Here is a 26,481-nt window from a genome sequence, read left to right on the forward strand (position 1 = left end):
AGGCCGATCGCGACCACCAGCGCGACGACGGCGATGAATATCCAACCCAAGACTTCCATTTCGAACTCCTTTCACGTCGCGGATTGCGAGGCTTCGAGTGGCTCCACTTCGTCGGGGGAGAAGTAGAGATAGCGTCCGTACCAGTCGTGCAGCTCGGCGGCGGGGTCATCGTCGACGACGACCGCGACGTGCCTGTTGCCCTCCACGTCCTCGTGCACCGACGTGACGCGGGCGACCTTGCCGGCGACGAAGATGTCCTGGGCGTCGGCGTTGCGCCTCGGCCGCAGCCGGACCCGGCTGCCCCGGGCGATCCGGATCCCGTTCACCAGGACCGCGTCGATTTCGGGGCGAACGGCGTTGTCCGCCAGCGGATCCCACCAATCCACCCCGTCGGGGATCTCCGGGACGAGACCCGAGATCGCGTGCGGGTCGCGCAGCACACCGTGCAGGCGCGCCATCGACTCGGGCGACATGGCGTCGCACTGGTCGATGATCCGCGCGGCCCTCGGATCGGTGGCCCGCGCCTGGGCCTTCTCCTCGTCCGTCATCGTCATCACGCGCAGCGTGAGGATCTCGTCGATCTCGGTGCAGTCATACAGGGCGGTGTTGCTCTGTTCGGCGACCTCCGGGTGGTCGTAGAGGATGATCGGCGAGATCAGCAGGATGTCGCGGGTGCCGGCGGGCCCGGCCAGCACGGGGAAACACCGGTGCCGGCCACACCGCGATACCGCGGCGGCGGCGGCGCCGGGCGGCGGCTCGAGCAGCGAGACGAACTCGCCGCCAACGACTTCGGCGATGACGTGGGTGCCGATCATGGACCGCGCGATCGCGTCGTGCTTGTCGCGTGCCCCGTCGCCGACGTTGCTGAGCCGGATCGACACCCGGCGCAGGTCGCCGTCCGGCTCGCTGGCCACCGTCAGCGCGCCGAGCACCTCCCGCCGGTGGCGCACCAGGCGGCCGCCGGCCAGCAGCTCGATGTCCGTCCCCTCCGCGGCCGTCACCGGCAGCGTGCAGGGCTCGTCGTCGATGGCGAGCGGCCCGAACGACACCTCGCATTCGATCGCCTCGTCCCAGGTCAGCCAGGACCCGGCCGGGGTGGTCAGCTCGTCGACGGGCTCGAATTCGCCATGGGTGAACTCGCGCTCCGCCCGGCGCTGCTGCAACTGCAGGAATCGGACCACCAACGTCAGCGCCTGGGCGCCGCGGACCAGGAAGTCCGCCGCCATGCTGTCGTCTTCGCCCAGGCCCGCGTCGGCGGCCCCGGGCGGGCCGAGGACGCCGAACTGCCACCGCGACTGGTTCTTGCCGGACGTCCCGCGGTACGGGTAGAGCAGGTAGCCCTCGTACAGCACCGCGTCGGCGACGGCGCGGGCCCGGTCCCAACCGGAGGTCATCTGGCCTCCTCCCGGTCGGTGCCCAGCAGCGAGGTGACCGCGTGGTCGAGGTCGAGCATTCCCCGCGCCGACTTGAAGGAGGCCAGCGCCGCGATGGTTTCGTGGCTCAGCCGCACCCAGCCGGTGTTCGGATAGTGCTGCGCGATCAGGTCCCGCCAGACCGCGACCGGCATGTCGTAGCGATACTCGCAGTCCCAGGACACCTGCTGGACCGAGAACCCGCGTTCGGACTTGACGAAAATCGTTCCGCTGAACAGGAACTGGAGGGGAAGGGCGCCGTCGCGCAGCGCGTGCAGGTACTTGGCGGCGGCGACCTCGAAGTCGTAGGTGCAGTCCAGCGGGAGCGCGACCGTCGCGTTGCCGGCGAAGCCCGGCACCATCGCCGTGGCGTGTTGCCACAGGAAGGTGCGCTGGGTGGCGGCCCAGCGTTCGCGGGGCCCGAACAGGTCGAGCAGCCCGGCCGCCTCCGCCTCCGAGTAGGTACGACGCAGCGGCTCGATCCGGACCTGGCAGCGCAGGGCGATCGCGTGCACCGGGTCGTCACCGCTGGCGGCGACGCTGACCCGCGCGGTCAACACCGGGCTCACCGAGTACGGCTCGGGTGCGATGTCGAGCACCGCGAAGTTCACGTCCTGGTGCTCTGTGGTCATGGCGGTGTCTCTACCGCGCGGGCCTTGATGTCGGCGAAGAAGCCGTCGATGAACGCCCGGGCCTCCTGGCCTCCGTCGAACCCCCGCCACATCATGCGCAGGCGCCCGACGAACTCGTAGCAGGCGTCGATCGGAACGAGATAGCTTTCCGGCTCGGCGTTCTCGTCCTCGGGGACCCGGACCAGCAGCGCCTCGACGTCGTCGGTCAGCAGCCCCGCGCGGGGGTCGGCGCCGCCGACGGCGTTCCACGCGTCCAGGTCCAGCTCGGATTCGCACGCACCCGCCGGGCCGGGGTAGAAGGCCACCGTGCGGTGCAGCTCGGAGTTGGTGAAGAAGAAGGCGACGCCGACCGGGATCTGCAGCGCCTCCCACGCGCGGCGGTCCAGCGCGAAGCCGCCAAACGCCAGATACCGGTCGGGCACCGCGCGATAGCGCAGCTCGGCCGCCGAATCGGTGAACAGCAGATAACAGGCCCGGCAGACGCACATCAGCTGGCGCGCAGCCACATTCACCACGTGCTGGTGCTCGTCGGCGATGAGCTCGGAGCACATCTCGCACCGTTCGCCCGCCGGCTCCGGGGCCGCCCGATTGCTGCGAATCCGGCTGAGCACGTCAAAAGGGGTGCTCATGCCGGGGCCCCCATCGGTTCGGCCAGAGCCACCGACGGCACCCCGTCGCGAAGCAGCAGGGGCCGCGGCTCGAGGTGGGTGCCGTTGGGGCCGGCGCCCGCGTGCACGATGTCGAATTGGGTGCCGCAGCGCGGGCACCCCAGCAGCGTCTCGCGCAGTTGTGCACCCGCCAACGAGTCATCGCACACCGGGCAATGGTCACGGTAGGCCAGCGGCAGGTCGCCGACTCGGCATACCAGCAGCGGGACGCCGGAAACCAGGAACCCCGCCACCTCACCGGGAGCGAGATCGCCCACCTCGGGCACCGGATGCCAGCCGGCCGCGTGCCCGTTCGACTTCACGTGCGCCATCAGCGATTCGGCGGGGATCACGCCGGCGGCCTGCTCGACCGGGGCGGTGACCACCTCGATCGACGAGATCTCCGGCGCGGCCGCCCGGACCGCGTCCTCGACCGCCAGCTCCAGCGTCACCGCCGACGACGGGCAGCTCTTGCAGCTGCCCCGGAACGCCAGCCGCACGGTCTGCCCGTCGGCGATCTCCATCAGGTCGACGTCGCCGCCGTGCGAGCCGAGGTACGGCCGCACCCGGTTCAGCGCGTCGGACACCCGCCGGTGCACGTCGTGCGGGTGCAACCCGTGGACCAGGAGCAGGCTGGCCACCAGGTCGTCGGTGGCCAGCCGCTCGACGAAACCGGCGTCACCGGCCCGCACGATCCGTTCCAGGCCGGCCCCGTAGAGCCCGACTACCTCGCGGACCAGCTGCTGGGCGCGCTCATGCGCGGCGGCCCCACTCGCCGCGCAGGAATCCAGCAGTGTCTGGATTCGATCGCCCGCCGTGCGCCATTGCGCGTCGTTCTCGGGGTTCTCCGGGCGATCCGCCATGCGTCCTCCAATACGGTGACGACCCGCTACGCCCGGCTTCGCCGCGCTTGCGATCGTCACTCCCCGACGGGTGACTGCGTTGGCGTGTGCAGTCTGTCCAGGGTCTTGCCCTTACCCAGGTACATGTGCACACCGCACGGCAGGCACGGATCGAAGCTGCGGACCGTGCGCATGACGTCGATGCCCTTGAAGTTGTCCCGGCCGTTCTCCTCGAAGATCGGCTGGCCCTGCACCGCGTCCTCGTAGGGTCCCGGCGTGCCGTAGCTGTCGCGCGGGTTGGCGTTCCACGGCGTGGGCGGGTACGGGTGGTAATTGGCGATCTTGCCGTCCCGGATCACCAGGTGGTGGCTGAGCACGCCGCGCACCGCCTCGGTGAAGCCGCAACCGATGGCCTCGTCGGGCACCTCGAAGCGCTCCCACGTCTTGGTGCGCCCGGCGCGGATCTCCTCGAGCGCCTTCTCGGCGAAGTGCAGCGCGCTCGCCGCCGCGTAGGCCTGGAAGTAGGTGCGCGCCCGGTCGCGTTCGATCGTGTTGCTGCCGTACTTGGGCACCTTCCACTCGAACTCCACCGGCCCCTTCAGCGCGGTCTTCGGGAGGTTGATCTTGACGCTGTTGCCGGTGGCCTTGACGTAGCCGATGTCGACCAGCCCGGCGAGCGCCGTCGACCACAGCCGCGCCAGCGGCCCGCCGCCGGTGTCCAGCGCCAGGTGATCCTGGCCGTCGAACCAGCGCGGCGACATCACCCAGCTGTACTTGCCGCCTTCCAAATCGCGCTTCTGCGGGTGCGGGTTGGTGTGCTGGTTCCACGGGTGCCGCCGGTCCACCGCGTTGCCCAGCGGATCGGTCTTGACGAACATCTCCTGATCGGTCCAGTCGTCGTAATACGAACTGCCCAAAAGGATTCGGATGCCGAGGTTGATGTCCACCAGCGAGTGGGTGACCAGCTTGCCGTCGACCACCACGCCCGGGGTGACGAACATCGCGTTACCCCAGCGCTCCATGTCCTTGTATTCGAAGTTGCACACCTCGGGGTCCTGGAAGGAGCCCCAGCAGCCGAGCAGGGTCCGGCGCAGCCCGACCTTCTCGTAGCCGGGCAGCGCGTCGTAGAAGAAGTCGAACAGGTCGTCGTGCATCGGCACGACCTTCTTCATGAACTCGACGTAGCGCATCAGCCGCGTCATGTAGTCCGTCATCAGCTGGATGGTGGCGACGGTCCCGACTCCGCCGGGGTACAGCGTGGACGGGTGCACGTGGCGGCCCTCCATGAGGCAGAACATCTCTCGCGTCCAGCGGCTGACCACCAGCGCCTCGCGGTAGAACTCGCCGCTGAAGGGGTTGAGCGAGCGCATGATGTCCGCGATCGTCCGATAGCCGTGCGCGCCGGCCTGCGGCGCCGGGGTTTTCTCCGCCAGCGCGAGCACGCTGGGGTTGGTCTCGGAGACCATCTTTTCGCAGAAGTCCACGCCGACCAGGTTCTCCTGGAAGATGTTGTGGTCGAACATGTATTCCGCGGCCTCGCCGAGGTTGACGATCCACTCACCGAGATGCGGCGGCTTGACCCCGTAGGCCATGTTCTGCGCGTAGCACGAGCAGGTGGCGTGGTTGTCGCCGCAGATGCCGCAGATGCGGCTGGTGATGAAGTGGGCGTCGCGGGGGTCCTTGCCCTTCATGAAGATCGAGTAGCCGCGGAAGATCGACGAGGTGCTGTGGCACTCGACGACCTCCTTGTTCTCGAAGTCGATCTTGGTGTAAATGCCGAGGCTGCCCACGATCCGGGTGATCGGGTCCCACGCCATGTCGACGAGTTGGCCGGGCTCGCGCTTCGCGGTGGTCGGCTCGGGCACGATAGTTGTCATCGCAGTGTCTCCGTCTGAAGTGAGGAGAACCGCGCCGACCTGGTAGCGAACTACCAGGTGCGGCGGGCTCCGGAGGTGAGTTTGTCGCCGTTGTGGCGCCAGCGCGGCTCTTTGTCCACCGTGCGCGCCGTGACGCCCCTCAGGTTGCGGATCACCGACCCGTAGAGGCCCGAGGCGGTGGTGGAGACCTTGCCGCCCGGCGGCTCGTCCATGAAGGGCATGAACTTGTCCGGGAAGCCCGGCATGGTGCATCCGATGCAGATGCCGCCGACGTTCGGGCAGCCACCGACACCGTTGATCCACCCGCGCTTGGGCACGTTGCATTTCACGACGGGGCCCCAACAGCCAAGTTTGACAATGCATTTGGGCGAGCCGTACTCGGTGGCGAAATCACCCTGCTCGTAGTAGCCGGCCCGGTCGCACCCTTCGTGCACGGTGTTGCCGAACAGCCACTTGGGGCGCAGCGCGTCGTCGAGCGGGATCATCGGTGCCTGACCGGTGGCCATGTAGAGCAGGTAGGTCAGCGTCTCCGACAGGTTGTCCGGGTGGATCGGGCAGCCCGGCACGCAGACGATCGGGATGCCGGCCTTGCTCTTCCAGTCCCAGCCGAGGTAGTCGGGAACGCCCATCGCCCCCGTCGGATTGCCGGCCATCGCGTGGATGCCGCCGTAGGTGGCGCAGGTCCCGACGGCGACGACGGCCGTGGCCTTGGGCGTCAGCCGGTCGAGCCACTCGCTGGTGGTCATGGGCTGGCCGGTCGCCGGGTCGTTGCCGAACCCGCACCAGTAGCCCTCGTCCTTGATCTTCTCGTTGGGAATGGATCCCTCGACGACGAGCACGAAGGGTTCGAGCTCGCCGCGATCGGCTCTGAAGAACCACTCGAGGAAGTCGTCCGCCCCCCCGTTGGGTCCACATTCGAAGTCGATGAGGGGCCAGTGCACGGCAACCTTCGGCAAGCCTGGAAGCGCGCCGAGTGCTATCTCCTCGACGCTGGGCTGGGTGGCCGCAGTCAACGCCACCGAATCGCCGTCGCAACTTAGCCCCGCATTAATCCATAGGACATGGATCAATGTTTCTTCTGCTTTGACTGCCGCTTCAGTTGGCATGACGCAGCTTTCCGGAGCCGGGCTGGAGTGCTCCTACGCTGCCGGAGTCGACCGTCGGCCCACTTGCGCAGCGCTGTTTTTGGGTCTACTCCCGCCGCACACGCTTGTCAACGTTGGTCAGTTTGCTGGAGGGTGTACAGGTGTTCCACAGGTGCCAAATATCCTTGTTCACCGTTGCCCCACAAAGGATTTCGATGTCGTAGCGGGACGCCGTCCCAACCCGTGAGCAAGCCTAATGAGAGGGCCGGTTTTCCCTCGCCATGCGAGTTGTTCGCAAGTTGCTGCCATGCGAACAATTTGCATCAGCAGCTCAGGCGTCGGAGCCCGTGGCGAATCGCCGCAGCCACCCGAGCCAGGCGCCCATGCCGGCGCCGCTGCGGGCGCTGACCGGCAGGATCTCCGCCGCGGCGTTGACCTCGCGAACGTGCGCGATGTACGAGTCGACGTCGACGTCGAGGTAGGGCACCAAATCAATTTTGTTGAGCAGCACCACATCCACCGATCGGAACATCACCGGGTACTTCAGCGGCTTGTCCTCGCCCTCGGTCATCGAGTAGACCATGGCCTTGGCGTGCTCGCCGACGTCGAACTCCGCCGGGCAGACCAGGTTGCCGACGTTCTCGATGATCACCAGGTCGAGGCTCGGCAGGTCGAGGCCCGGCAGCGCGCGATTGACCATGGGCGCGTCGAGGTGGCATTCGCCGCCAAACCCGTTGCTGGTGTTCAGCAGTGACACCTGGGCGCCGCGCCCGCTGAGCTTGGCCGCATCCAGGTCGGTGGCGATGTCGCCCTCGATCACACCGATCGCGAATTCACCGGCGAGCTCGTCGAGCGTTGCCTGCAGGATGGTCGTCTTCCCGGATCCCGGCGAACTCATCAGGTTCAGCGTGCGGATCCCGTTGCTCTCGAAAGCCGCGCGGTTGGCGTCGGCGAGAACGTCGTTCTCGGCGAAGATCGCCTCCAGCACGTCGATGCGCTGCTTGCCCGTCCGGTAGGAGCTGTGGTCGCCGTGCCCAGGGTCGGGGTCGTGGGTGTGCACGGTGCCGTCGTCGTGCCGATGAAATCTGCCCATCACCCGGTCCGTTCGCGTGGTGCTATGGCCAAATCTTAATGCGCGGCGCAACCCAGCCGGCGAGCGTGCATTGCGCGACGCGTTCTCGGCGTGTTGCGTCGTGGATTGCACGCTCGCGGAAGCGGGGAAAGTTCCTGTGCCCGCGGCGCTTTGGGCGTCTGCTAGGAAACGTCCAACGACGTCACCAGGAATTCGTTGCCGCGCAGCACCTCGACGTCGGTGCTGTCGCACTGCGGGCACCAGATCGACCAGGCCGACGTGATCTCGGATCGGCGGCCGCACGCACGGCAGCGCACCTCGGCGGTGACGCACTCGAGCTCCAGCTCGGCGTCCGGCATGTCCTCGGAGTCGCGGACCAGCGTCCAGCAGAACGACAGCGACTCGGGCACCACCTGGCGCAGCGCGCCGATCCGCACGCGCACCACGTCGACGTGCCGCCCGTCGGCATGCGTCTTGACGACGCCGGCGATGGCCTCGCACAAGGACAGCTCGTGCATGGCCCTTTTCTACACCGATTTGCCCGTCAGCTCTGGGCCGAACTCCACTTTTCCTCGATGCGCGCGTAGCGCCAGACGAGCAGGGCGACCGCCCAGGTCGCGACGAAGATGCCGACGACGACGAAGCCGACGGTGTTGAGGTCGAGGTCGTCCAGCCATCGCCAGAACGGACCGCGCCAGCCCAGTTGGCCCGCGAACAGGCCGAGCAGTTCGACGGTCCCGATCAGCAGGGCGACGGCCACCGACAGCCCGGTGATGGTGATGTTGTAGTAGATCTTGCGCACCGGGCTGGCGAAGGCCCAGCCGTAGGCGAAGTTCATGAACGAGCCGTCGATGGTGTCCAGCAGGCACATGCCGGCGGTGAACAGCACCGGCAGGCACAGGATGGCGTACCACGGCAGCCCGGCCGCGGCGCTGGTTCCCGCCAAGACCAGCAGCGCGATCTCGGTGGCGGTGTCGAACCCCAGCCCGAACAACAGCCCGACCGGGTACAGGTGCCAGGACCTGGTGATCGACTGGGTGAACCGCCCGAGGAATCGGTTGATCAGCCCGCGGTTCTGCAAATGCCGTTCGAGTTCGGTTTCGTCGTACTCGCCGCGGCGCAGCCGCTGGAACACGCGCAGGATGCCGACCAGGACGATGACGTTGAGGATGGCGATGAGATACAGGAACACCCCGGAGACGCTGGTGCCGATGAGCCCGGTGTAGTGATGCAGCGCCGAGGAGTCGTCCTCGACCGGCCCGACGGCGGCCCGGACCCCCGTTGCCAGCAGCAGCGCCAGCGCGAAGACGACCGTGGAGTGGCCCAGTGAGAAGAAGAACCCGACGGCCAGCGGGCGCTGCCCGTCGCTCATCAGCTTGCGGGTGGTGTTGTCGATGGCGGCGATGTGGTCGGCGTCGAAGGCGTGCCGCATGCCCAGGGTGTAGGCCGTCAGCCCGACGCCGACGCCAAACGCCTTGCCGCCGAAGCTGAATCGCTCCGGGTCCACGATCACCACCAGGGTGATCCAGCCGACGAGGTGCAGGGCGGCGATCACCGCCACCATCGATCCCAGCCGCCACCACTCCGCCGGCGCCAAAGCGCCCCGAATCTTGGTCAGTCGTGATGGCCGCCAGTCCAACTCAGTGCTGGCCACTGACACGACATTAGGGGCGGCCGCGCGCCAAATGCAAGTGGATCGCAGGAACCGACCGGGGCTCGCCGGCACCGAGTTGGGCCGAAGACTGGCGATCCCGGGTATCGGGCGCGACACTGAACGGGTGAGTTCCAAGGCCCCGGTGCTGGACCCGGCCGTCACCGCACGGATCGGTGACATGCTTCGGGCCCACGGGTTGCGGCGGATGGCGTCGCGGATCCAGGTGCTGGCGGTCCTCGAGCCGGTCAACGGGCACCTGCCGGTGGCGGAGATCCACCAGCGGGTGCGCGCCTGCCTGCCGCCGGGCAGCCAGCCGCCCGACGTCGCGACCATCTACCGCACCGTGACCACCCTGGTCGATCAGGGGGTGCTGCACGCGCTGACCCTCGACGGCGGCGTCGCCACCTACGGGCTGGCCACCGCGCCGCACCACCACGCGGTGTGCACGCAGTGCGGCTCGATCATCGAGGTGCCCGCCGGCCAGCTGACCTCGGCGTTGGAGCACGCGATGGCGGGCAGCTCGTTCGCGCTGTCCGATGCGGCCGGCCTGACGCTGCGCGGCCTGTGCCCGCAGTGCCAGGAGTCAGCGCAGGCTCAGTAGTCAGCGCAGGCTCAGTAGTCAGCGCAGGCTCAGTAGGGCGTTCTCGACCACCTCGGGCAGTGCCGGATGAATCCAGTACTGGCCGCGCGCCATCTCCGTGGCGGTCAGCCCGAAACTCATCGCCTGGATCAGCGGCTGGATGATCGATGACGCCTGGTGCCCCATGATGTGGGCGCCCAGCAGGCACCCGCTGTTGCGTTCGGCGATGAGTTTGACGATGCCGGTGGTGTCTTCCATCGCCCAGCCGTAGGCGACGTCGCCGTAGTCCTGGACGGCGACCGAGATGTCGAATCCGCGTGCGATGGCCTGGTTTTCGGTGAGGCCGACGGTCGCCAGCTGGGGATCGGTGAACACCGCCGACGGCACGAACCGGTGGTCGGTCACGGCCATCGACTCGGTGTCGTCCCAATCGCACAGCAGGTTGTGCTGCACGACGCGGGCCTCGTGGTTGGCGACGTGCTTGAGCTGGTACGGCGACGAGACGTCGCCGAGCGCGAAAACGCCGCGCGCCGAGGTGCGTTGGTATTCGTCGACCACCACCTGGCCGTTCTGGACATCGATGCCGGCCTGTTCGGCGTCCAGCAGGTCCCCGTTGGGCAACCGGCCGGTCGCCACCAGCAGCAGATCGGCGTTCAGGGTGGAGCCGTCGTCGAGCTCCAGGGCGACGCCGTCGCCGCGGTTGGCGGCGCGCGCGACCATCCGGTGGGTGCGCAGCTCCCACTTGGCGGCCGCGATGCGGGTGAACCGCTCGCAGATGGTGTCGTCGAAGTGCCGCAGCAGCGTGGAGCCCCGGACGACCAGGGTGACCCGCACGCCGAGCGCGGAAAAGACATGCGCGAATTCCGTTGCCACAAAGCCGCTTCCGATGATCACCAGGTGCTTGGGCAATTCGGGGATGCGCATGATGGTGTCGCTGGTGTGGTAATGCACGTCGGACGCCAGGATCGTCGAGGGGATCACCGGCCGCGAGCCCGCCGCGATCACCACCTGATCGGCGGTGAATTCTTCACCCGCGTCGGTGCGCAACAGGTAGCGCCCGTCGGGTTGAACCGGTCTGAACCGCGTGTGTCGTTCGTACAGGTCGACGTTGGGCAACGAGCGCCGGTAGTCCTCGCCGCTCATCGAGACGGGGTCGATCCGGCCGAACACCCGCGAGACGATCTCGTCCCAGCGCACGCCGTCGACGTGCGCGTCGATGCCGTAGCGGGCCGCGCCCCGGACGCCCGCCGCGACCTCGGCGGCGTAGACGAACATCTTCGTCGGGATGCACCCGACGTTGAGGCAGGTGCCGCCGAACGTGCCCTGCTCGCAGATGGCCGTGCGCTTGCCGGCGTAGCGATCGTCGAGAATGGTGTTGCCCGAACCGGTTCCGATGATGGCGATGTCGTAGGTTTCCATCCTGGGGCCTCAACCCTTCCCCGGGGAAGCCGACGCTTGGCTGTTTTCGCTGCCGAGGTACTCGTCCAGCCACACGTCCAGGTGGCGGTAGGCCATCCGCCGCGGCTCGGGCAACGACAAGAACACGTCGTGTTTGGCGTCGGACACCGGGACGACCGTGGTGCGATTCCCGATGCAGCCGGCCCACCGTGCGATCTGGGTGACGTCGAGGACCGCGTCGCCGCGGTGCATGGATTCGGGGTCGTCGGATTCCCGCACGCTGTGATCCGACCGCAGGATCAGGGTCGGCACACCGACCTCGAGCCCCCGGTGCAGCCGGGTGTGGCCGCGGCGGATGGCGTGCAGCCAGCCGAACGTGATGGGAAAGCCGCCGACCGGTTTCCACTGCAGGTCGTAGTCGAACTCGCCGTGGTAGTCGCGGTGCAGCGTGGTGCCGTAGCCACCCTCGGTGGGGGGCCGGACCACCCCTTTGGACCGCACCCGCGACAGGCCGGCGATCAGCGCCGAGGTCACCGAATGGCGCAGCAGCGCGGGGCCGTGCAGGTCCAGGAACGGGCTGTTGAGCACCAGCCCGCGGACGCCCGCGTGCGCCGCCGGATCGCGCCCGCGCAACCGGTCCAGCCACAGCGACACGATCAGCCCGCCGGAGGAGTGGCCGTACACGAGGACCTTGCTCCGTGAGCCGGTGCGCGCCTGCTCGGAGATGATCGACAAGGCGTATCCGAGTTCGGCATCGTAATGGGCGAGGTCGGTGATGAAGTGCGGGGTCTGGCCCTCGCGCCGCGACCGGCCGCACTTCTGTTGGTCCAGCGCGTAGAACGCAAACCCACGGGCGGCGAAGTGATCGGCCAGCGCGGTGTTGAAGAAGTAGTCGGTGTAGCCGTGCACGGCCAGCACCGCGTGGCGCTCGGCGCCGGTCGGCTCGCCGCGCCGGATCAGCGTTGCCGCGATGTCGCCCTCGCCGGCGGGATCGGGGCCGAGCGGGATGGTGCGCTGCCAATAGCCGGGCAGCACGTCGGGCACCCAGCCAGTCACCCCGCCAGTCACGGGGCCAGCTTAAAGGTTTTGCTGGCCACGGGTGGGCCGGACGTCGCGAGTGCCCGAATCGCGTCGGGATAACCTGGGACGGTGTCAGGCCAGGCCAGAACCGCACGGACCGATGTCGTGCTGGTGGGTGCCGGCATCATGAGTGCGACGTTGGGTGCGTTGCTGCGGCGGCTGGAGCCGGACTGGTCGATCACCCTCGTCGAGCGGCTGGACGCCGTCGCCGCCGAAAGCAGCAGCCCCTGGAACAATGCGGGCACCGGGCACTCCGCGCTGTGCGAGCTGAACTACACCCCGCAGCGCTCCGACGGCTCGATCGACATCACCAAGGCGGTCCGCATCAACGAGCAGTTCCAGGTGACCCGCCAATTCTGGGCCTACGCCGTCGAGAACGGCATCCTGACCGATCGCGGGTTCGTCAACCCGATCCCGCACGCCAGCTTGGTGCGCGGCGCGTCGGGCGTCGACTACCTGCGGCGGCGCCGGCGCGCGCTGGCCGGCAACCCCCTGTTCGCGCGCACCGAGTTGATCGAGGACGCGGGAGAGTTCGCGCGCCGGCTGCCGTTGATGGCCGCCAAGCGCGACTTCTCCGAGCCGGTCGCGCTCAACTGGGCGGCCGACGGCACCGACGTCGACTTCGGCGCGCTGGCGCGCCAACTCATCGCCTTTTGCGTGCAGGGCGGCACCACCGCGCTGTTCGGTCACGAGGTCGGGGACCTGGCCCGCCGGTCCGACGGCGGCTGGGCGTTGACGATCCGCAACCGCCGGACCCGCGAAAAGCGCTGTCTGAACGCCAAATTCGTCTTCGTCGGCGCCGGTGGGGATGCGTTGCCGCTGCTGCAGCGGTCGGGCATCGCCGAGGTCAAGGGCTTCGCCGGCTTCCCGATCGGCGGCCGGTTCCTGCGCGCCGACAACCCGGCGCTCACCGCCGCGCACCGCGCCAAGGTGTACGGCGCGCCGGCCCCGGGGGCCCCGCCGCTCGGCGCGCTGCACCTCGACCTTCGGTTCGTCAACGGCAAGTCGTGGCTGGTGTTCGGGCCCTACGCCGGCTGGTCGCCAAAGTTTTTGAAACACGGCCACTTCACCGACCTGCCCCGCTCGATCAAGCCGGACAACCTGGTGTCGATGCTTGGTGTCGGGGTCACCCAGCTGACACTGGTCAACTACCTGATCGGCCAGCTGCGGCTCTCCGAACCCGGCCGCGTGCGCATGCTGCGTGAATTCGCGCCCAGCGCAACCGGTTCGGACTGGGAGCTGACGGTGGCCGGCCAACGGGTCCAGGTGATCCGCCGCGACAAGCGCAGGGGCGGGGCGCTCGACTTCAACACCACCCTGCTCAGCGCCGCCGACGGCAGCATCGCCGGGCTGCTGGGCGGCTCCCCCGGGGCGTCGACCGCCGTGCCGGCCATGCTCGACGTGCTGCAGCGGTGCTTCGCCGAGCGCTACGACTCGTGGCTGCCCGCGCTCAAAGAGATGGTGCCGTCGCTGGGGGTGGAGCTGTCCCGCGAGCCCGCGCTGTTCGACGAGGTGTGGTCATGGGGCACCAAAGCCCTGCAGCTGGAGGCATCATGAGCGAATCGCTGCGCCGCGCCTGGTCCAAAGATCTCGACGTCCCAACGCTTTACGAGCTGCTCAAGCTGCGGGTGGAGGTGTTCGTCGTCGAGCAGGCCTGCCCGTATCCGGAGCTCGACGGCCGCGACCTGCTCGCCGAAACCCGGCACTTCTGGCTGGAGACGCCCGATGGCGGGGTGATCTGCACGCTGCGGTTGATGGAGGAGCACGCCGGGGGCGAGAAGGCCTTCCGGATCGGCCGGCTGTGCACCAAGCGCAGCGCACGCGGCCAGGGCCACACCACCCGGCTGCTGCGCGCCGCGCTGGCCGAGGTGGGGGACTACCCGTGCCGGATCGACGCGCAGACCTACCTGGCCGACATGTACGCCCAGCACGGATTCATCCGCGACGGCGACGATTTCGTCGACGACGGTATCCCGCACGTGCCCATGCTCAAGCCCTCGCGCCCGCCTCCTCAGGCCGATACCCGGCCTGCGTCGCCGGCGGGCGGGCCGGGCTCCGGATTGGCGCAGCATCCGTGAAGCCGTATCCGTTCAGCGCGATCGTCGGGCACGACCAACTGCGGCTCGCGCTGCTGCTGTGCGCGGTGCGCCCCGAGATCGGCGGGGCCCTGATCCGGGGCGAGAAGGGCACCGCCAAGTCGACCGCCGTGCGCGGGCTGGCGGCGCTGCTGTCCGCCGCGACCGGAAGCGCCGGCGCCGGGCTGGTCGAAATGCCGCTGGGCGCAACCGAAGACCGGGTGATCGGCTCGCTGGACCTGCAACGGGTGCTACGCGACGGCGAGCACGCGTTTTCACCGGGGCTGTTGGCGCGGGCCCACGGCGGGGTCCTCTACGTCGACGAGGTCAACCTGCTGCACGACCACCTGGTCGACGTGCTGCTCGACGCGGCGGCGATGGGCCGCGTCCACATCGAGCGCGACGGCATCTCGCATTCGCACGAGTCGCGGTTCGTGTTGATCGGCACGATGAATCCCGAAGAGGGCGAGCTGCGCCCGCAACTGCTGGACCGGTTCGGCCTGACCGTCGAGGTGCACGCGTCGCGCGACGTCGACGTGCGGATGCAGGTCGTCCGGCACCGGATGGCCTACGAGGCCGACCCCGACGCGTTCGCGCAGCGGTACGCCGACGCCGACGCGGCACTGGCCCGCCGGATCGGCGCGGCCCGCGCGTTGGTCGACGACGTGTCGTTGCCCGACAACGAATTGCGGCGGATCGCGGCGCTGTGCGCGGCGTTCGACGTCGACGGCATGCGGGCCGACCTGGTGGTGGCCCGCACCGCGGTCGCGCACGCCGCGTGGCGCGGCGCCACTCTCGTCGAGGAGCAGGACATCAGGGTGGCGGCCGAACTGGCCCTGCCGCATCGGCGCCGCCGCGACCCGTTCGACGACCCCGGCATCGACCGCGACCAGCTGGACGAGGCCCTGGCGCGGGCCGGCGCCGAGGACCCCGAGCCCGACCCCGACCCCGACCCGCCGGGCGGCGGCGACGCCGCGGATGCCCCCGCGGCGCAACCAAACCCGACGCAGCGCGCGCCGTCGACGAAGCCCAGCGCGCCGCCGTCGGCCACGTTTCGCGCCCGGGCGCTGACCGTGCCCGGGGTCGGCGAGGGCGCACCGGGACGGCGGTCGCGCGCCCGCAACGCCTCCGGCAGCGTCGTCTCGGCGGCCGACGCGGGCGACACGAGCGGCGGCGCGCACGGGCTGCACCTGTTCGCGACCCTGCTGTCGGCCGCCGAGCGCGCCGGGGCCGGGCCGTTGCGGCCGGCGCCGGAGGACGTGCGCCGGGCCATCCGCGAAGGTCGCGAAGGCAACCTGGTGATCTTCGTCGTCGACGCGTCCGGTTCGATGGCCGCCCGGGATCGCATGGCCGCGGTGAGCGGCGCCACGCTGTCGCTGCTGCGCGACGCCTATCAGCGTCGCGACAAGGTCGCGGTGATCACCTTCCGACGCCACGGCGCGCGGCTGCTGCTCCCGCCGACGTCGTCGGCGCACATCGCCGCGCGGCGACTGGCCCGGTTCGACACCGGCGGCAAGACCCCGCTGGCCGAGGGCCTGCTGGCCGCGCGTGAGCTGATCGTCCGGGAAAGGGCGCGCGACCGCGCCCGACGGCCCCTGGTCGTGGTGCTCACCGACGGCCGGGCCACCGCCGGGCCGGATCCGTTGGGGCGCAGCCGGATCGCGGCCGCACGCCTGCTCGCCGAGGGGGCCGCCGCGGTGGTCGTCGACTGCGAGACCTCGTATGTGCGGCTGGGTTTGGCGGGCCGGCTCGCCGACCAGCTCGGCGCTCCGGCGGTGCGGCTGGAGCAGTTGCGCGCCGACCACCTGACGCGGGCCGTCCGCAGCGTGGCCTGAGCGAGCGAGGATAAGGGTCCATGCCACAGGGAAAACCGCTCGACGTGCCCGACGACGGCCTGACCACCCGGGCCCGGCGCAACACGCCCGTGCTGGCGGTCCACACCGGCGCGGGCAAGGGGAAGTCGACGGCGGCGTTCGGAATGGCGTTGCGGGCCTGGAACGCCGGCCTGCGGGTGGCGGTGTTTCAGTTCGTCAAGAGCGCCAAGTGGAAGGTGGGCGAGGAGGCGGCCTTCGCCCGGCTCGGCGAACTGCACGACCGGGACGGGACCGGCGGGGAAGTCGAATGGCACAAGATGGGTGCGGGCTGGTCCTGGAGCCGCAAGGAGGGCAGCGAGCTCGACCACGCGGCGGCCGCGGCCGACGGGTGGGCCGAGATCGCGCGCCGGCTGGCCGCGCAGCGTCATGACTTCTACGTGCTCGACGAGTTCACCTATCCGCTCAAGTGGGGCTGGGTCGACGTCGACGACGTGGTGGACGTCCTGCTGGCCAGGCCCGGCCACCAACACGTGGTGATCACCGGACGCGATGCCCCGCCGCGGTTGGTCGAGGCCGCCGATCTGGTCACCGAGATGAGCAAGGTCAAGCACCCGATGGACGCCGGGCGCAAGGGACAGAAGGGCATCGAGTGGTGAGCGTTCCGGCGGTGGTCATCGCCGCGCCCGTGTCGGGCAGTGGAAAGACCACCGTCGCAACGGGTTTGATCGGAGCGCTACGCGGCGCGGGCCACAGCGTCGCGCCGTTCAAGGTCGGCCCCGACTTCATCGACCCCGGCTACCACGGCCTGGCCGCCGGGCGGCCAGGCCGCAACCTCGACCCCGTGTTGGTGGGGGAGGGGCTCATCGGCCCGCTCTACGCGCACGGCACCGGCGGCGCGGACATCGCGGTGGTCGAGGGGGTGATGGGGCTGTTCGACGGGCGCATCGGAACGACCGCCCCGGCGGCGGGCTCCACCGCGCACGTCGCCGGCCTGCTCGGCGCCCCGGTGATCCTGGTGGTCGACGCGCGCGGCCAGAGCCAGAGCATCGCCGCGCTGCTGCACGGCTTTTCGACGTTCGACGCCGCGACCCGGGTGTGCGGCGTGATCCTCAACCGGGTCGGGTCGGCCCGGCACGAGCAGGTGCTGCGGCAGGCCTGCGAACAGGCCGGCGTCCCGGTGCTGGGCGCCATCCCCCGCGCCGCCGAATTGGAGCTGCCGACAAGGTATCTCGGGCTCGTCACGGCCGTGGAATACGGGCGGCGCGCCCAGGACGCGGTCGAGGCGATGACCGCCCTGGTCGCGCGCCACGTCGACCTGGCCGCCGTGGTGGCGGCCGCCCAATGCGGATCCGCCGACCGGCCCTGGGACCCCGCCGCGGCGGTGGGGGAGGACTCGGGCGCGCGCGCCACCGTCGCCATGGCGAGCGGCAAGGCGTTCAGTTTCGGCTATGCCGAACACGCGGAACTGCTCAGAGCCGCCGGCGCCGACGTGGCCGAGTTCGACCCGCTCGCCGACGCGCTGCCCGACGGCACCGACGCCGTGCTGCTGCCCGGCGGCTTCCCCGAACAGTTCACCGCGGAGCTTTCCGCCAATCACGTTGTGCGGACCCAGATCAGCGAGCTGGCCGCCGCCGGCGCGCCCGTGCACGCCGAATGCGCCGGGCTGATCTACTTGGCCTCCGAACTCGACGGCCACCCGATGTGCGGGGTGCTGGCCGGTTCGGCGCGGTTCACGCCGCACCTCACGCTGGCCTATCGCGACGCCGTCGCCGTGACCGATTCGCCGCTGTACGCGGCCGGGCAGCGGGCGGTCGGGCACGAATTCCACCGCACCGCGGTCACTTTCGCCGAGAGCTACCAGCCGGCCTGGGTTTATGGGGCCCGCGACGCGGACGACAAAGCTCCCGTGCGGGACGGCGCCGTGCACGCCGGCGTGCACGCCTCGTACCTACACACCCACCCGGCGGCGACGCCAGGGGCGGTGGCGCGCTTCGTCGCCCACGCCGCGCTGGCGCGAGGGCGCTCACAGACCAACCACTAGGCTTGCCCGGTGACCGAGAACGCCTACCTGGCCGGATTGCGGCTGGCCGGCAAGAAGGTCGTCGTGGTCGGCGGGGGGACCGTCGCGCAGCGCCGATTGCCGCTCCTCATCGCGACCGGCGCGGACGTGCACGTCATCTCCCGGTCCGCCACTCCGGCCGTCGAGGCGATGGAGGGCATCGTCCTGTCGGTGCGCGAATACCGCGACGGCGACCTCGAAGGGGCCTGGTATGCCATCGCGGCGACCGACGATGCGCACGTGAACGCGGCCGTCGTCGCCGAGGCCGAACGCCGCCAAATCTTTTGCGTCCGGGCCGACATCGCCGTCGAGGGGACCGCGGTCACCCCGGCGACCTTCAGCTATGCCGGCTTGTCGGTGGGGGTGCTGGCCGGGGGCGAGCACCGGCGGTCCGCGGCGATCCGCTCGGCCATCCGGGAGGCGCTGCAGCAAGGTGTCATCACGGCCGAAAGCTCCGACGTGGTGCGCGGTGGGGTGGCGCTGGTCGGCGGCGGTCCCGGCGACCCCGAGCTCATCACGGTGCGCGGCCGCCGCCTGCTCGCCCAGGCCGACGTCGTGGTCGCCGACCGGCTGGCGCCGCCCGAGCTGCTCGCCGAGCTGCCCCCGCACGTGGAAGTCATCGACGCGGCCAAGATTCCGTACGGGCGGGCCATGGCCCAGGACGCGATCAACCACGTCATGATCGAGCGGGCCCGGTCCGGCAGCTTCGTGGTGCGCCTCAAGGGCGGCGACCCCTTCGTCTTCGCGCGGGGGTATGAGGAGGTGCTGGCGTGCGCGGAGGCCGGCATCCCGGTGACCGTGGTGCCAGGTGTGACCAGTGCCATAGGCGTGCCCGCCTTGGCGGGCGTCCCGGTCACCCATCGGGCGATAAATCACGAATTCGTGGTGGTCAGCGGCCATGTGGCGCCGGGCCACCCCGAATCGTTAGTAAATTGGGATGCACTGGCCGCGATGAGGGGGACCATCGTTTTGCTGATGGCGGTTGAACGCATCGAGCTTTTCGTCGATGTTTTGCTGAACGGGGGCCGACCTGCGGATACGCCAGTGCTGGTGGTCCAGCACGGAACAACGGCAGCTCAGCACACGTTGCGGGCCACCCTCGCCGACACGCCGGAGAAGGTTCGCGCGGAGGGGATCCGACCTCCCGCGATCATCGTGATCGGGGCTGTGGCGGCGTTCGGCATTTAAAAGGATCTTAAGATTACTGTAAGGTAACCCATTATGACGGCTCTCAACGACTCAGAGCGCGCGGTCCAAAACTTGGCATCCGTGCGCCCCGATCGTCCGGCCCCGGTGCGCGCAACGCCGCCGGCGGAGACCGCCTCCTCACGGATCAGCAGGTATTACCCCGCATGGCTGCCGTCCTGGCGTTTCATCGCGGCCGTGATCGCGATCGGTGGCATGCAATTGTTGGCGACCATGGACAGCACGGTCGCGATCGTCGCGCTTCCTAAGATCCAGAACGAACTGAGCCTGTCCGACGCGGGCCGCAGCTGGGTCATCACCGCGTACGTGCTGACCTTCGGCGGGTTGATGCTGCTCGGCGGCCGCCTCGGCGACACCATCGGGCGCAAGCGCACGTTCATCGTCGGCGTCGCGCTGTTCACCATCTCCTCCGTGCTGTGCGCGGTCGCCTGGGACGAGGCCACCTTGGTCATCGCCCGGCTGTCGCAGGGCATCGGGTCGGCCATCGCCTCGCCGACCGGCCTGGCGTTGGTGGCGACCACCTTCCCGAAGGGTCCGGCGCGCAACGCCGCGACGGCCGTGTTCGCCGCGATGACCGCCGTCGGCTCGGTGATGGGCCTGGTGGTCGGCGGGGCGCTGACCGAATGGTCCTGGCGGCTGGCGTTCCTGGTCAACGTCCCGATCGGGCTGGTGATGATCTACCTGGCCCGCACCGCACTGCGGGAAACCAACCGGGAGCGGATGAAGCTCGACGCCACCGGCGCCCTGCTGGCCACGCTGGCGTGCACCGCCGCCGTTTTCGCGTTCTCGATGGGCCCGGAAAAGGGCTGGATCTCGATCACCACCATCGGCTCGGGCGCGGTGGCGATGGCCGCCGCCCTGGCCTTCGTCGTGGTCGAGCGCACCGCCGAGAACCCGGTCGTCCCGTTCGGCCTGTTCCGCGATCGCAACCGGCTGGTGACGTTCGCCGCGATCTTTTTGGCCGGCGGACTCATGTTCAGCCTGACCGTGTGCATCGGCCTGTACGTGCAGGACATCCTCGGCTACAGCGCGCTGCGCGCCGGTGTCGGCTTCATCCCATTCGTCATCGCAATGGGCATCGGCCTGGGCGTCTCCTCGCAACTGGTGTCGCGGTTCTCGCCGCGGGTGCTGACGATCGGCGGCGGAGTGCTGCTTTTCTGGGCGATGATCTACGGCTCGTTCTTCATGCATCGGGGCGTGCCCTACTTCCCCAACCTGGTGCTGCCCATCATCGTCGGCGGGATCGGGATCGGCATCTGCGTGGTCCCACTGACCCTGTCGGCGATCGCCGGCGTCGGTTTCGACCAGATCGGCCCGGTCTCGGCCATCGCGCTGATGCTGCAGAGCCTGGGCGGGCCGCTGGTGCTGGCCGTCATCCAGGCCGTGATCACCTCCCGCACGCTGTACATGGGCGGCACCACCGGCCCGGTCAAGTTCATGAACGACGCGCAGCTGAGTGCGCTGGACCACGGCTACACCTACGGGCTGCTGTGGGTGGCCGGCGTGGCCGTCATCGTCGGCGCCGCGGCGCTGCTCATCGGCTACACGCCCGAGCAGGTAGCCCACGCGCAGGAGGTCAAGGAAGCGATCGACGCCGGCGAGCTCTAGCTCCCGGCGGGTAAACCGCAGCGATTTTCGGCCGGGCACCGCCCGCCACTAGGCTTGCCCGCTGTGATCACCCGGATGTCCGAGCTGTTCCTGCGCACCCTGCGCGACGACCCCGCCGACGCCGAAGTGCCCAGCCACAAGCTCCTCATTCGGGCCGGGTACGTCCGGCCCGTCGCGCCCGGGCTGTACAGCTGGCTGCCGCTGGGCCTGCGGGTGCTGCGCAAGATCGAGCGGATCGTGCGCGACGAGATGAACGCGATTGGCGGGCAAGAGATCCTGTTTCCGGCCCTGCTGCCGCGCGCCCCGTACGAAACCACGAACCGGTGGACCGAGTACGGCGACGGCGTGTTTCGGCTGCAGGACCGCCGCGGCAGCGACTACCTGCTGGGCCCCACCCACGAGGAGCTCTTCGCGCTGACCGTCAAGGGCGAATACAGCTCCTACAAAGACTTTCCGCTGCTGCTGTTCCAAATCCAGAACAAGTACCGCGACGAGGCGCGGCCGCGGGCCGGCATCCTGCGCGTCCGGGAGTTCCTGATGAAGGACTCCTACTCGTTCGACATCGACGACGCCGGGCTCAAGGCCGCCTACCACGCGCACCGGGAGGCCTATCAGCGCATCTTCTCCCGGCTGGCCGTGCGCTACGTCATCGTGTCCGCGGTGACGGGAGCGATGGGCGGCAGCGCGTCCGAGGAGTTCCTGGCCGAGAGCCCGGTCGGCGAGGACACCTTCGTGCGCTGCCTGGAGTCCGGGTACGCGGCCAACGTCGAGGCGGTCATCACCGCCCGCCCGGAGGCGCTACCGATCGACGGGCAGCCCGAGGCGGTGGTCCACGACACCGGCGACACCCCCACGATCGCGACGCTGGTGAACTGGGCCAACACGGCCGGCCTGGGCCGCACCGTCACCGCGGCCGACACGCTGAAGAACGTGCTGCTCAAGGTGCGCCAGCCCGGCGGGGAGTGGGAGCTGCTGGCCATCGGGGTGCCCGGCGACCGCGAGGTCGACGACAAGAGGCTGGGTGCGGCGCTGGAGCCGGCCGAGTACGCCCTGCTCGACGACGCCGACTTCGCCAAAAATCCGTTCCTGGTGAAGGGATATATCGGTCCGAAAGCCTTGCGCGACAACGGCGTTCGTTATCTCGTCGACCCGCGGGTGGTCGACGGCACCAGCTGGATCACCGGGGCCGACGAGCCCGGCCGGCACGTCGTCGGGCTGGTGGCGGGCCGGGACTTCACGGCCGACGGCACCATCGAGGCCGCCGAGGTGCGCGACGGCGATCCCTCCCCGGACGGCGCCGGGCCGCTGGTGTCGGCCCGCGGCATCGAGATCGGCCACATCTTCTCACTCGGCCGCAAGTACACCGACGCCTTCACCGTCGACGTCCTCGGCGAGGACGGCAAGCCGGTGCGGCTGACCATGGGCTCCTACGGCCTCGGGGTGTCGCGGATGGTGGCCGTCATCGCCGAGCAGCACCATGACGAGCTCGGCCTGCGCTGGCCCTCGGCCGTCGCGCCGTTCGACGTGCACCTGGTGATCGCCAACAAAGACGCCGAGGCCCGCGCCGGGGCGACCGCGCTGGCCGCCGATCTGGACCGGTTGGGCGTCGAGGTGCTGCTGGACGACCGCCAGGCATCGCCCGGGGTGAAGTTCAAGGACGCCGAGCTGCTGGGCGTGCCGTGGATCGTCGTGGTGGGGCGCGGCTGGGCCGACGGCGTGGTCGAGCTGCGTGACCGCTTCTCCGGACAGACCCGCGAGCTGACGGTAGGCGCATCGCTGGCCACGGACATCGCGGCGGCCCTGACCGGATAGAGCGCTACTCGTTGCCGCCCGGGAAACCCGTCGTGATCGGCCAGGCGCCCAGCACCCGGTTCCACCTGGCGCCCATGACCGCGCTCTGGGTCAGCGCCGTCGAGGCGAACGCCCGGTCGCCGGCGGTCTCGGCGTGCTCGACGACGGCGCGCCAGGCCGTCGCGCCGTCGTTCTCCATCCGCGCCGCCAGCCGGGCCGCGTCGGCCGGGCTGCCCACCAGCATCGGCAGCTGGTACCCGGCCGCGGCGACCGGGGCGTTGACCTTGCGGGCGGCCAGCATCGCGATGACGTCGTCGCGGCGCTGGCGATGCTGGCCCAGGGCCTCCACCACCATGCCGTTGACGCTGGGCGGCGAGAGCGCGGACACGATGCCGTAGCCGTAGATCGTCGAGTGTTCGACGGCCAGCGCGTCGCACAGCGCGGCGTTGTCGGCGTCTTTCCCGGACGTCATATCGGGCCGGTGGTCATATCGACGGGCCCCCGGGTACCAGCGCCACCTGGTAGGAGGCCGTGCAGGACGCGGCGATCGACGCCAGCAGCCCGGACCGGTAGCCCGACTCGGTCGTCACCAGGCGCCCGGCACTCTCGGCCGACGCGCGCAGCGAGTTGATCACGTCGGACACCGGCGGCGGCGGCGGTGGCGGGCCCGGCTCGGCCTGACCGGAGCTGGTGCTCGGCGGGGTCGTCTCGCTCGACGAGGACGTGAGCTTGCCGGCGGCCCGCGCGATCTCCGTGGACAGGGCGCGGGCATGCGCGGCGCGTTGGGTGGCGACCACGGTCAGCGCGGCCGCGATCTGGGGCGCGACGCCGACGGCCGCGGCGGCGGCGCCGGCGAGGACGCTGTCTTTGCGGGCCTGGTCCAACGGCCCCAGCAGGTTCTCGACGGCGGGCGGCTTGGGTGGGGACTCGCCGCAGGCGGAGGCGAGCACCCCGAACGCAGCGAGGGCCGCGGCACCGGCGAGCACACCCCGCCGGTTGGTGACGGGTACTGCGCTAGGCACAGCAACATCCTGCCATCGGCGGGCCCGGTCACGCCGGAGGGCAGGTCCGAGGACGTTGACGATGCGGTGATCACGCCGTCATCGGCGATTCCTGGCGTATCGTTGATAGCTGACTGAAGACCGGAAGCCGCTCGGAAGCCACCCGGGTGGCGACACCGGCCGATGACCGGACAACTCAAGATGAGGAGCTCGCCGTGACCACCGGGCTACCTTCGCAGACGCAGGTGATCGAGCTACTCGGCGGTGAGTTCGCGCGCGCCGGTTACGAAATCGAAGACGTGGTCATCGACGCACACGCGCGGCCGCCCCGGATCACCGTGATCGCCGACGGCGACGACCCCCTGGACCTCGACACGGTTGCCACCTTGTCGCGTTCGGCCTCGGCTTTGCTGGACGGCCTGGACGGCACCGCGGACCGCTATGTGCTCGAGGTGAGTTCGCCCGGTGTGGACCGCCCGCTGACCAGCTCGAAGCACTTCCGCCGGGCCCGTGGGCGCAAGGTCGAGCTCGCGTTGTCGGACGGATCGCAGCTGACCGGCCGGCTGGGCGAGACCCGCGACGACACCGTCGCCCTGGTGGTCCGCGCGGGCCGCGACTGGGCGGTACGCGAAATCCCGCTCGCCGGAATCGTGAAAGCTGTTGTGCAAGTTGAGTTTTCGCCCCCGGCACCCGCGGAGCTGGAACTGGCCGGGGCGCTGCGGGGTCGGCCCGATGGAACGGAGGCCGGAGCATGAACATCGACATGGGCGCGCTGCACGCGATCGAGGTGGACCGGGGCATCTCGGTCAACGAGCTGCTCGAGACCATCAAATCCGCGCTGCTGACCGCCTACCGGCACACCCAGGGCCACCAGATGGACGCGCGCATCGAGATCGACCGCAAGACCGGCGTCGTGCGTGTGATCGCCTGCGAGACCGACGAGGACGGCAACGTCATCAGCGAATGGGACGACACCCCCGAGGGTTTCGGGCGCATCGCCGCCACCACCGCGCGCCAGGTCATGCTGCAGCGATTCCGGGACGCCGAGAACGAGCGGACCTACGGCGAGTTCTCCACCCGCGAGGGGGAGATCGTCGCGGGCGTCATCCAGCGCGACAGCCGGGCCAACGCCCGCGGCCTGGTCGTGGTGCGGATGGGCAGCGAAACCAAGGCGTCCGAGGGCGTCATCCCGGCGGCCGAACAGGTCCCCGGCGAAAGCTACGAGCACGGCAACCGGATCCGCTGTTATGTCGTCGGCGTGACGCGCGGGTCCCGCGAGCCGCTGATCACGCTGTCGCGCACCCACCCCAACCTGGTGCGCAAGCTGTTCTCGCTGGAAGTCCCCGAAATCGCCGACGGATCGGTGGAGATCGTGGCGGTGGCCCGCGAGGCCGGCCATCGCTCCAAGATCGCGGTGCGCTCGATCGTCCCCGGCCTGAACGCCAAGGGCGCCTGCATCGGCCCGATGGGGCAGCGGGTCCGCAACGTGATGAGCGAGCTGTCCGGGGAGAAGATCGACATCATCGACTACGACGAGGACCCGGCCCGTTTCGTCGCCAACGCGCTGTCACCGGCGAAGGTGGTCTCCGTGTCGGTCATCGACGAGACCGGCCGGGCCGCCCGCGTGGTGGTGCCCGACTTTCAGTTGTCGCTGGCCATCGGCAAGGAGGGCCAGAACGCCCGGCTTGCCGCGCGGCTCACCGGGTGGCGCATCGACATCCGCGGGGATTCCCCGGAGCATGCGGAGAGCCAGCCCGAGCACGGCGCCGGTCATCCCGTGGCGCACGACCGCTAGGTGTGGCTTCGGGTGGTTCTGACCTCCGGTCAAAGGACGCTAGACTGACTCGTGATCCAGCGCGAATTTTCGGCTCCCGAAAGATTTGCGCACAGAAACACAGATGGACCGGTGCGGACGTGCGTGGGGTGCCGAAAGCGAGAGCTGGCCGCCGAACTGCTTCGAGTGGTGGCTGTGTCGACGGGGAACGGCGAATATGCCGCGATCGTTGACGACAGGACTAGCCTGCCGGGGCGGGGTGCATGGCTGCATCCCGTGCCACAGTGCGCGCACCAGGCGATTCGGCGGCGGGCTTTCACCAAAGCGTTGCGCATCACCGGTCCGCTGGACACATCCGCGGTGGTCGAGCACTTGGAGTGCACGACGCGCCCGGCAACAGAAGAGGCAGCAAAGAACATGAGCACACCGTGAAGTCCCGATGACTCGGATCCCCATGCGTTACAGCTAATACCCGAGGCGCGGCCCACTGCTGTCGCCTCATAGACAGGAGATGTAGTGGCAGGTAAGGCCCGCGTACACGAGTTGGCTAAGGAACTCGGTGTCAGCAGCAAGGAAGTCCTCGCCCGACTGAATGAACAGGGCGAATTCGTCAAATCCGCATCGTCGACGGTAGAGGCACCGGTGGCTCGCCGGCTGCGCGAGTCCTTCGGGGGCGGCAAGCCGGCGCCCGCCAAGGCGGCCACCAAGGGGCCGGACACGTCCCTCGACAAGTCCCTCGACAAGGCCCTCGACAAGGCGATCAGCACGCCCGCCGGGAACGGCGAAGCGACTGCCGCGCCCGCCCAGCCCGCCGCCGGCGGGGTGGCGGCCGCCGTGCCGGGCGCCCCCCCCGCGACCGCCGAAGCGCCGGCCG

The 26,481-nt window shown here is 69.7% G+C and carries 25 protein-coding genes and 1 pseudogene; 13 read left to right on the top strand and 13 right to left on the bottom strand.

Annotation, left to right across the window (positions count from 1 at the left end):
- Window positions 1-49 precede the first annotated feature (49 nt).
- The 9 genes and pseudogenes from A5787_RS10510 to A5787_RS10550 all read right to left on the bottom strand — a co-directional run.
- Window positions 50-1,394 (bottom strand): annotated as a pseudogene (locus tag A5787_RS10510) (hypothetical protein); the annotation flags it as partial.
- Window positions 1,391-2,044, bottom strand: coding sequence for a DUF6084 family protein (locus A5787_RS10515; protein WP_066965646.1), 654 nt, complete (start codon window positions 2,042-2,044; stop codon window positions 1,391-1,393). The gene A5787_RS10515 and the pseudogene A5787_RS10510, both read right to left, overlap by 4 nt.
- The gene (locus A5787_RS10520; protein WP_066965649.1) at window positions 2,041-2,673 is read right to left on the bottom strand and encodes a DUF5947 family protein; all 633 of its coding nucleotides are present in this window, start codon (window positions 2,671-2,673) and stop codon (window positions 2,041-2,043) included. Before A5787_RS10520 ends, A5787_RS10515 begins: the two co-directional genes overlap by 4 nt.
- Window positions 2,670-3,554, bottom strand: coding sequence for a NifU family protein (locus A5787_RS10525; RefSeq protein ID WP_066965652.1), 885 nt, complete (start codon window positions 3,552-3,554; stop codon window positions 2,670-2,672). The genes A5787_RS10520 and A5787_RS10525 overlap by 4 nt, the downstream gene beginning before the upstream one ends.
- A 56-nt stretch (window positions 3,555-3,610) precedes the next feature.
- A complete protein-coding gene (locus tag A5787_RS10530) occupies window positions 3,611-5,410 on the bottom strand; it encodes a nickel-dependent hydrogenase large subunit (RefSeq protein WP_066965655.1) in 1,800 nt (599 codons plus the stop codon).
- Between the two features lie 50 nt (window positions 5,411-5,460).
- Window positions 5,461-6,516: a hydrogenase expression protein HypE gene (locus tag A5787_RS10535; RefSeq protein WP_066965658.1), complete on the bottom strand. Its 1,056-nt coding sequence runs from the start codon at window positions 6,514-6,516 to the stop codon at window positions 5,461-5,463.
- Between the two features lie 310 nt (window positions 6,517-6,826).
- Complete coding sequence (gene hypB / locus A5787_RS10540) at window positions 6,827-7,588, bottom strand: hydrogenase nickel incorporation protein HypB (protein ID WP_066965661.1); 762 nt, start codon at window positions 7,586-7,588, stop codon at window positions 6,827-6,829.
- Window positions 7,589-7,749: 161 nt separating this feature from the next.
- Window positions 7,750-8,085: a hydrogenase maturation nickel metallochaperone HypA gene (locus A5787_RS10545; protein ID WP_066965664.1), complete on the bottom strand. Its 336-nt coding sequence runs from the start codon at window positions 8,083-8,085 to the stop codon at window positions 7,750-7,752.
- A 26-nt stretch (window positions 8,086-8,111) separates the two neighbouring features.
- Entirely contained in the window at window positions 8,112-9,221 is a 1,110-nt protein-coding gene (locus A5787_RS10550) for a HoxN/HupN/NixA family nickel/cobalt transporter (RefSeq protein ID WP_066965666.1), read from the bottom strand.
- Window positions 9,222-9,399: 178 nt separating this feature from the next.
- On the opposite strand from A5787_RS10550, the gene A5787_RS10555 reads away from it, so the two are divergent.
- Entirely contained in the window at window positions 9,400-9,822 is a 423-nt protein-coding gene (locus A5787_RS10555; protein ID WP_369829103.1) for a Fur family transcriptional regulator, read from the top strand.
- Between the two features lie 18 nt (window positions 9,823-9,840).
- On the opposite strand, the gene mtr is transcribed toward A5787_RS10555, so the two are convergent.
- A complete protein-coding gene (gene mtr / locus A5787_RS10560; RefSeq protein ID WP_066965669.1) occupies window positions 9,841-11,220 on the bottom strand; it encodes a mycothione reductase in 1,380 nt (459 codons plus the stop codon).
- A gap of 9 nt (window positions 11,221-11,229) precedes the next feature.
- Window positions 11,230-12,255: an alpha/beta hydrolase gene (locus tag A5787_RS10565; protein ID WP_156763880.1), complete on the bottom strand. Its 1,026-nt coding sequence runs from the start codon at window positions 12,253-12,255 to the stop codon at window positions 11,230-11,232.
- Between the two features lie 93 nt (window positions 12,256-12,348).
- Here A5787_RS10565 and mqo point away from each other — a divergent pair, with 93 nt between their 5' ends.
- From mqo to A5787_RS10605, 8 genes are all read left to right on the top strand, one after another.
- Entirely contained in the window at window positions 12,349-13,836 is a 1,488-nt protein-coding gene (mqo, locus tag A5787_RS10570) for a malate dehydrogenase (quinone) (RefSeq protein ID WP_082977154.1), read from the top strand.
- A complete protein-coding gene (locus A5787_RS10575) occupies window positions 13,833-14,357 on the top strand; it encodes a GNAT family N-acetyltransferase (protein WP_066965675.1) in 525 nt (174 codons plus the stop codon). Before mqo ends, A5787_RS10575 begins: the two co-directional genes overlap by 4 nt.
- The gene (locus A5787_RS10580) at window positions 14,354-16,189 is read left to right on the top strand and encodes a magnesium chelatase subunit D family protein (protein ID WP_066965678.1); all 1,836 of its coding nucleotides are present in this window, start codon (window positions 14,354-14,356) and stop codon (window positions 16,187-16,189) included. Before A5787_RS10575 ends, A5787_RS10580 begins: the two co-directional genes overlap by 4 nt.
- A 20-nt stretch (window positions 16,190-16,209) precedes the next feature.
- On the top strand, window positions 16,210-16,824 hold the full coding sequence (gene cobO / locus A5787_RS10585; protein WP_066965681.1) for a cob(I)yrinic acid a,c-diamide adenosyltransferase: 615 nt from the start codon (window positions 16,210-16,212) through the stop codon (window positions 16,822-16,824).
- Complete coding sequence (locus A5787_RS10590) at window positions 16,821-18,209, top strand: cobyrinate a,c-diamide synthase (RefSeq protein ID WP_197507070.1); 1,389 nt, start codon at window positions 16,821-16,823, stop codon at window positions 18,207-18,209. The genes cobO and A5787_RS10590 overlap by 4 nt, the downstream gene beginning before the upstream one ends.
- Window positions 18,210-18,218: 9 nt before the next feature.
- On the top strand, window positions 18,219-19,415 hold the full coding sequence (gene cobA / locus A5787_RS10595) for a uroporphyrinogen-III C-methyltransferase (RefSeq protein WP_066965687.1): 1,197 nt from the start codon (window positions 18,219-18,221) through the stop codon (window positions 19,413-19,415).
- A 33-nt stretch (window positions 19,416-19,448) separates the two neighbouring features.
- Window positions 19,449-21,041: an MFS transporter gene (locus A5787_RS10600; protein ID WP_066965690.1), complete on the top strand. Its 1,593-nt coding sequence runs from the start codon at window positions 19,449-19,451 to the stop codon at window positions 21,039-21,041.
- 63 nt (window positions 21,042-21,104) lie between these two features.
- Window positions 21,105-22,853, top strand: a complete 1,749-nt coding sequence (locus A5787_RS10605) for a proline--tRNA ligase (protein ID WP_066965692.1) — start codon at window positions 21,105-21,107, stop codon at window positions 22,851-22,853.
- Window positions 22,854-22,857: 4 nt separating this feature from the next.
- Here A5787_RS10605 and A5787_RS10610 read toward each other — a convergent pair whose 3' ends face one another.
- Together A5787_RS10610 and A5787_RS10615 are read right to left on the bottom strand one after the other, a co-directional pair.
- Entirely contained in the window at window positions 22,858-23,304 is a 447-nt protein-coding gene (locus tag A5787_RS10610; protein ID WP_066965694.1) for a ferritin-like domain-containing protein, read from the bottom strand.
- A gap of 13 nt (window positions 23,305-23,317) precedes the next feature.
- Window positions 23,318-23,854 (bottom strand): hypothetical protein, encoded by a 537-nt coding sequence (locus A5787_RS10615; protein ID WP_066965696.1) that lies wholly within the window; start codon window positions 23,852-23,854, stop codon window positions 23,318-23,320.
- 194 nt (window positions 23,855-24,048) lie between these two features.
- On the opposite strand from A5787_RS10615, the gene rimP reads away from it, so the two are divergent.
- The 4 genes from rimP to A5787_RS26575 all read left to right on the top strand — a co-directional run.
- Window positions 24,049-24,588 (top strand): ribosome maturation factor RimP, encoded by a 540-nt coding sequence (rimP, locus tag A5787_RS10620; protein ID WP_066965704.1) that lies wholly within the window; start codon window positions 24,049-24,051, stop codon window positions 24,586-24,588.
- Entirely contained in the window at window positions 24,585-25,628 is a 1,044-nt protein-coding gene (nusA, locus tag A5787_RS10625) for a transcription termination factor NusA (protein WP_066965707.1), read from the top strand. Before rimP ends, nusA begins: the two co-directional genes overlap by 4 nt.
- Before the next feature lie 174 nt (window positions 25,629-25,802).
- Window positions 25,803-26,039: a YlxR family protein gene (locus tag A5787_RS26570; RefSeq protein WP_369829102.1), complete on the top strand. Its 237-nt coding sequence runs from the start codon at window positions 25,803-25,805 to the stop codon at window positions 26,037-26,039.
- Between the two features lie 84 nt (window positions 26,040-26,123).
- A partial coding sequence (locus A5787_RS26575; protein ID WP_197507072.1) for a translation initiation factor IF-2 N-terminal domain-containing protein occupies window positions 26,124-26,481 on the top strand: 358 nt, incomplete at its 3' end.

The organism is Mycobacterium sp. 852002-50816_SCH5313054-b, from assembly GCF_001667185.1.
Lineage (GTDB): Bacteria > Actinomycetota > Actinomycetes > Mycobacteriales > Mycobacteriaceae > Mycobacterium.

What these genes read in the sequence shown, in the direction of transcription:
- A5787_RS10515 (WP_066965646.1), bottom strand. Translation starts at nt 2,044, where the DNA reads ATGACCACAGAGCACCAGGACGTGAACTTCGCGGTGCTCGACATCGCA.
- A5787_RS10520 (WP_066965649.1), bottom strand. Translation starts at nt 2,673, where the DNA reads ATGAGCACCCCTTTTGACGTGCTCAGCCGGATTCGCAGCAATCGGGCG.
- A5787_RS10525 (WP_066965652.1), bottom strand. Translation starts at nt 3,554, where the DNA reads ATGGCGGATCGCCCGGAGAACCCCGAGAACGACGCGCAATGGCGCACG.
- A5787_RS10530 (WP_066965655.1), bottom strand. Translation starts at nt 5,410, where the DNA reads ATGACAACTATCGTGCCCGAGCCGACCACCGCGAAGCGCGAGCCCGGC.
- A5787_RS10535 (WP_066965658.1), bottom strand. Translation starts at nt 6,516, where the DNA reads ATGCCAACTGAAGCGGCAGTCAAAGCAGAAGAAACATTGATCCATGTC.
- hypB (WP_066965661.1), bottom strand. Translation starts at nt 7,588, where the DNA reads ATGGGCAGATTTCATCGGCACGACGACGGCACCGTGCACACCCACGAC.
- A5787_RS10545 (WP_066965664.1), bottom strand. Translation starts at nt 8,085, where the DNA reads ATGCACGAGCTGTCCTTGTGCGAGGCCATCGCCGGCGTCGTCAAGACG.
- A5787_RS10555 (WP_369829103.1), top strand. Translation starts at nt 9,400, where the DNA reads ATGCTTCGGGCCCACGGGTTGCGGCGGATGGCGTCGCGGATCCAGGTG.
- mtr (WP_066965669.1), bottom strand. Translation starts at nt 11,220, where the DNA reads ATGGAAACCTACGACATCGCCATCATCGGAACCGGTTCGGGCAACACC.
- A5787_RS10575 (WP_066965675.1), top strand. Translation starts at nt 13,833, where the DNA reads ATGAGCGAATCGCTGCGCCGCGCCTGGTCCAAAGATCTCGACGTCCCA.
- cobO (WP_066965681.1), top strand. Translation starts at nt 16,210, where the DNA reads ATGCCACAGGGAAAACCGCTCGACGTGCCCGACGACGGCCTGACCACC.
- A5787_RS10600 (WP_066965690.1), top strand. Translation starts at nt 19,449, where the DNA reads ATGACGGCTCTCAACGACTCAGAGCGCGCGGTCCAAAACTTGGCATCC.
- A5787_RS10610 (WP_066965694.1), bottom strand. Translation starts at nt 23,304, where the DNA reads ATGACGTCCGGGAAAGACGCCGACAACGCCGCGCTGTGCGACGCGCTG.
- nusA (WP_066965707.1), top strand. Translation starts at nt 24,585, where the DNA reads ATGAACATCGACATGGGCGCGCTGCACGCGATCGAGGTGGACCGGGGC.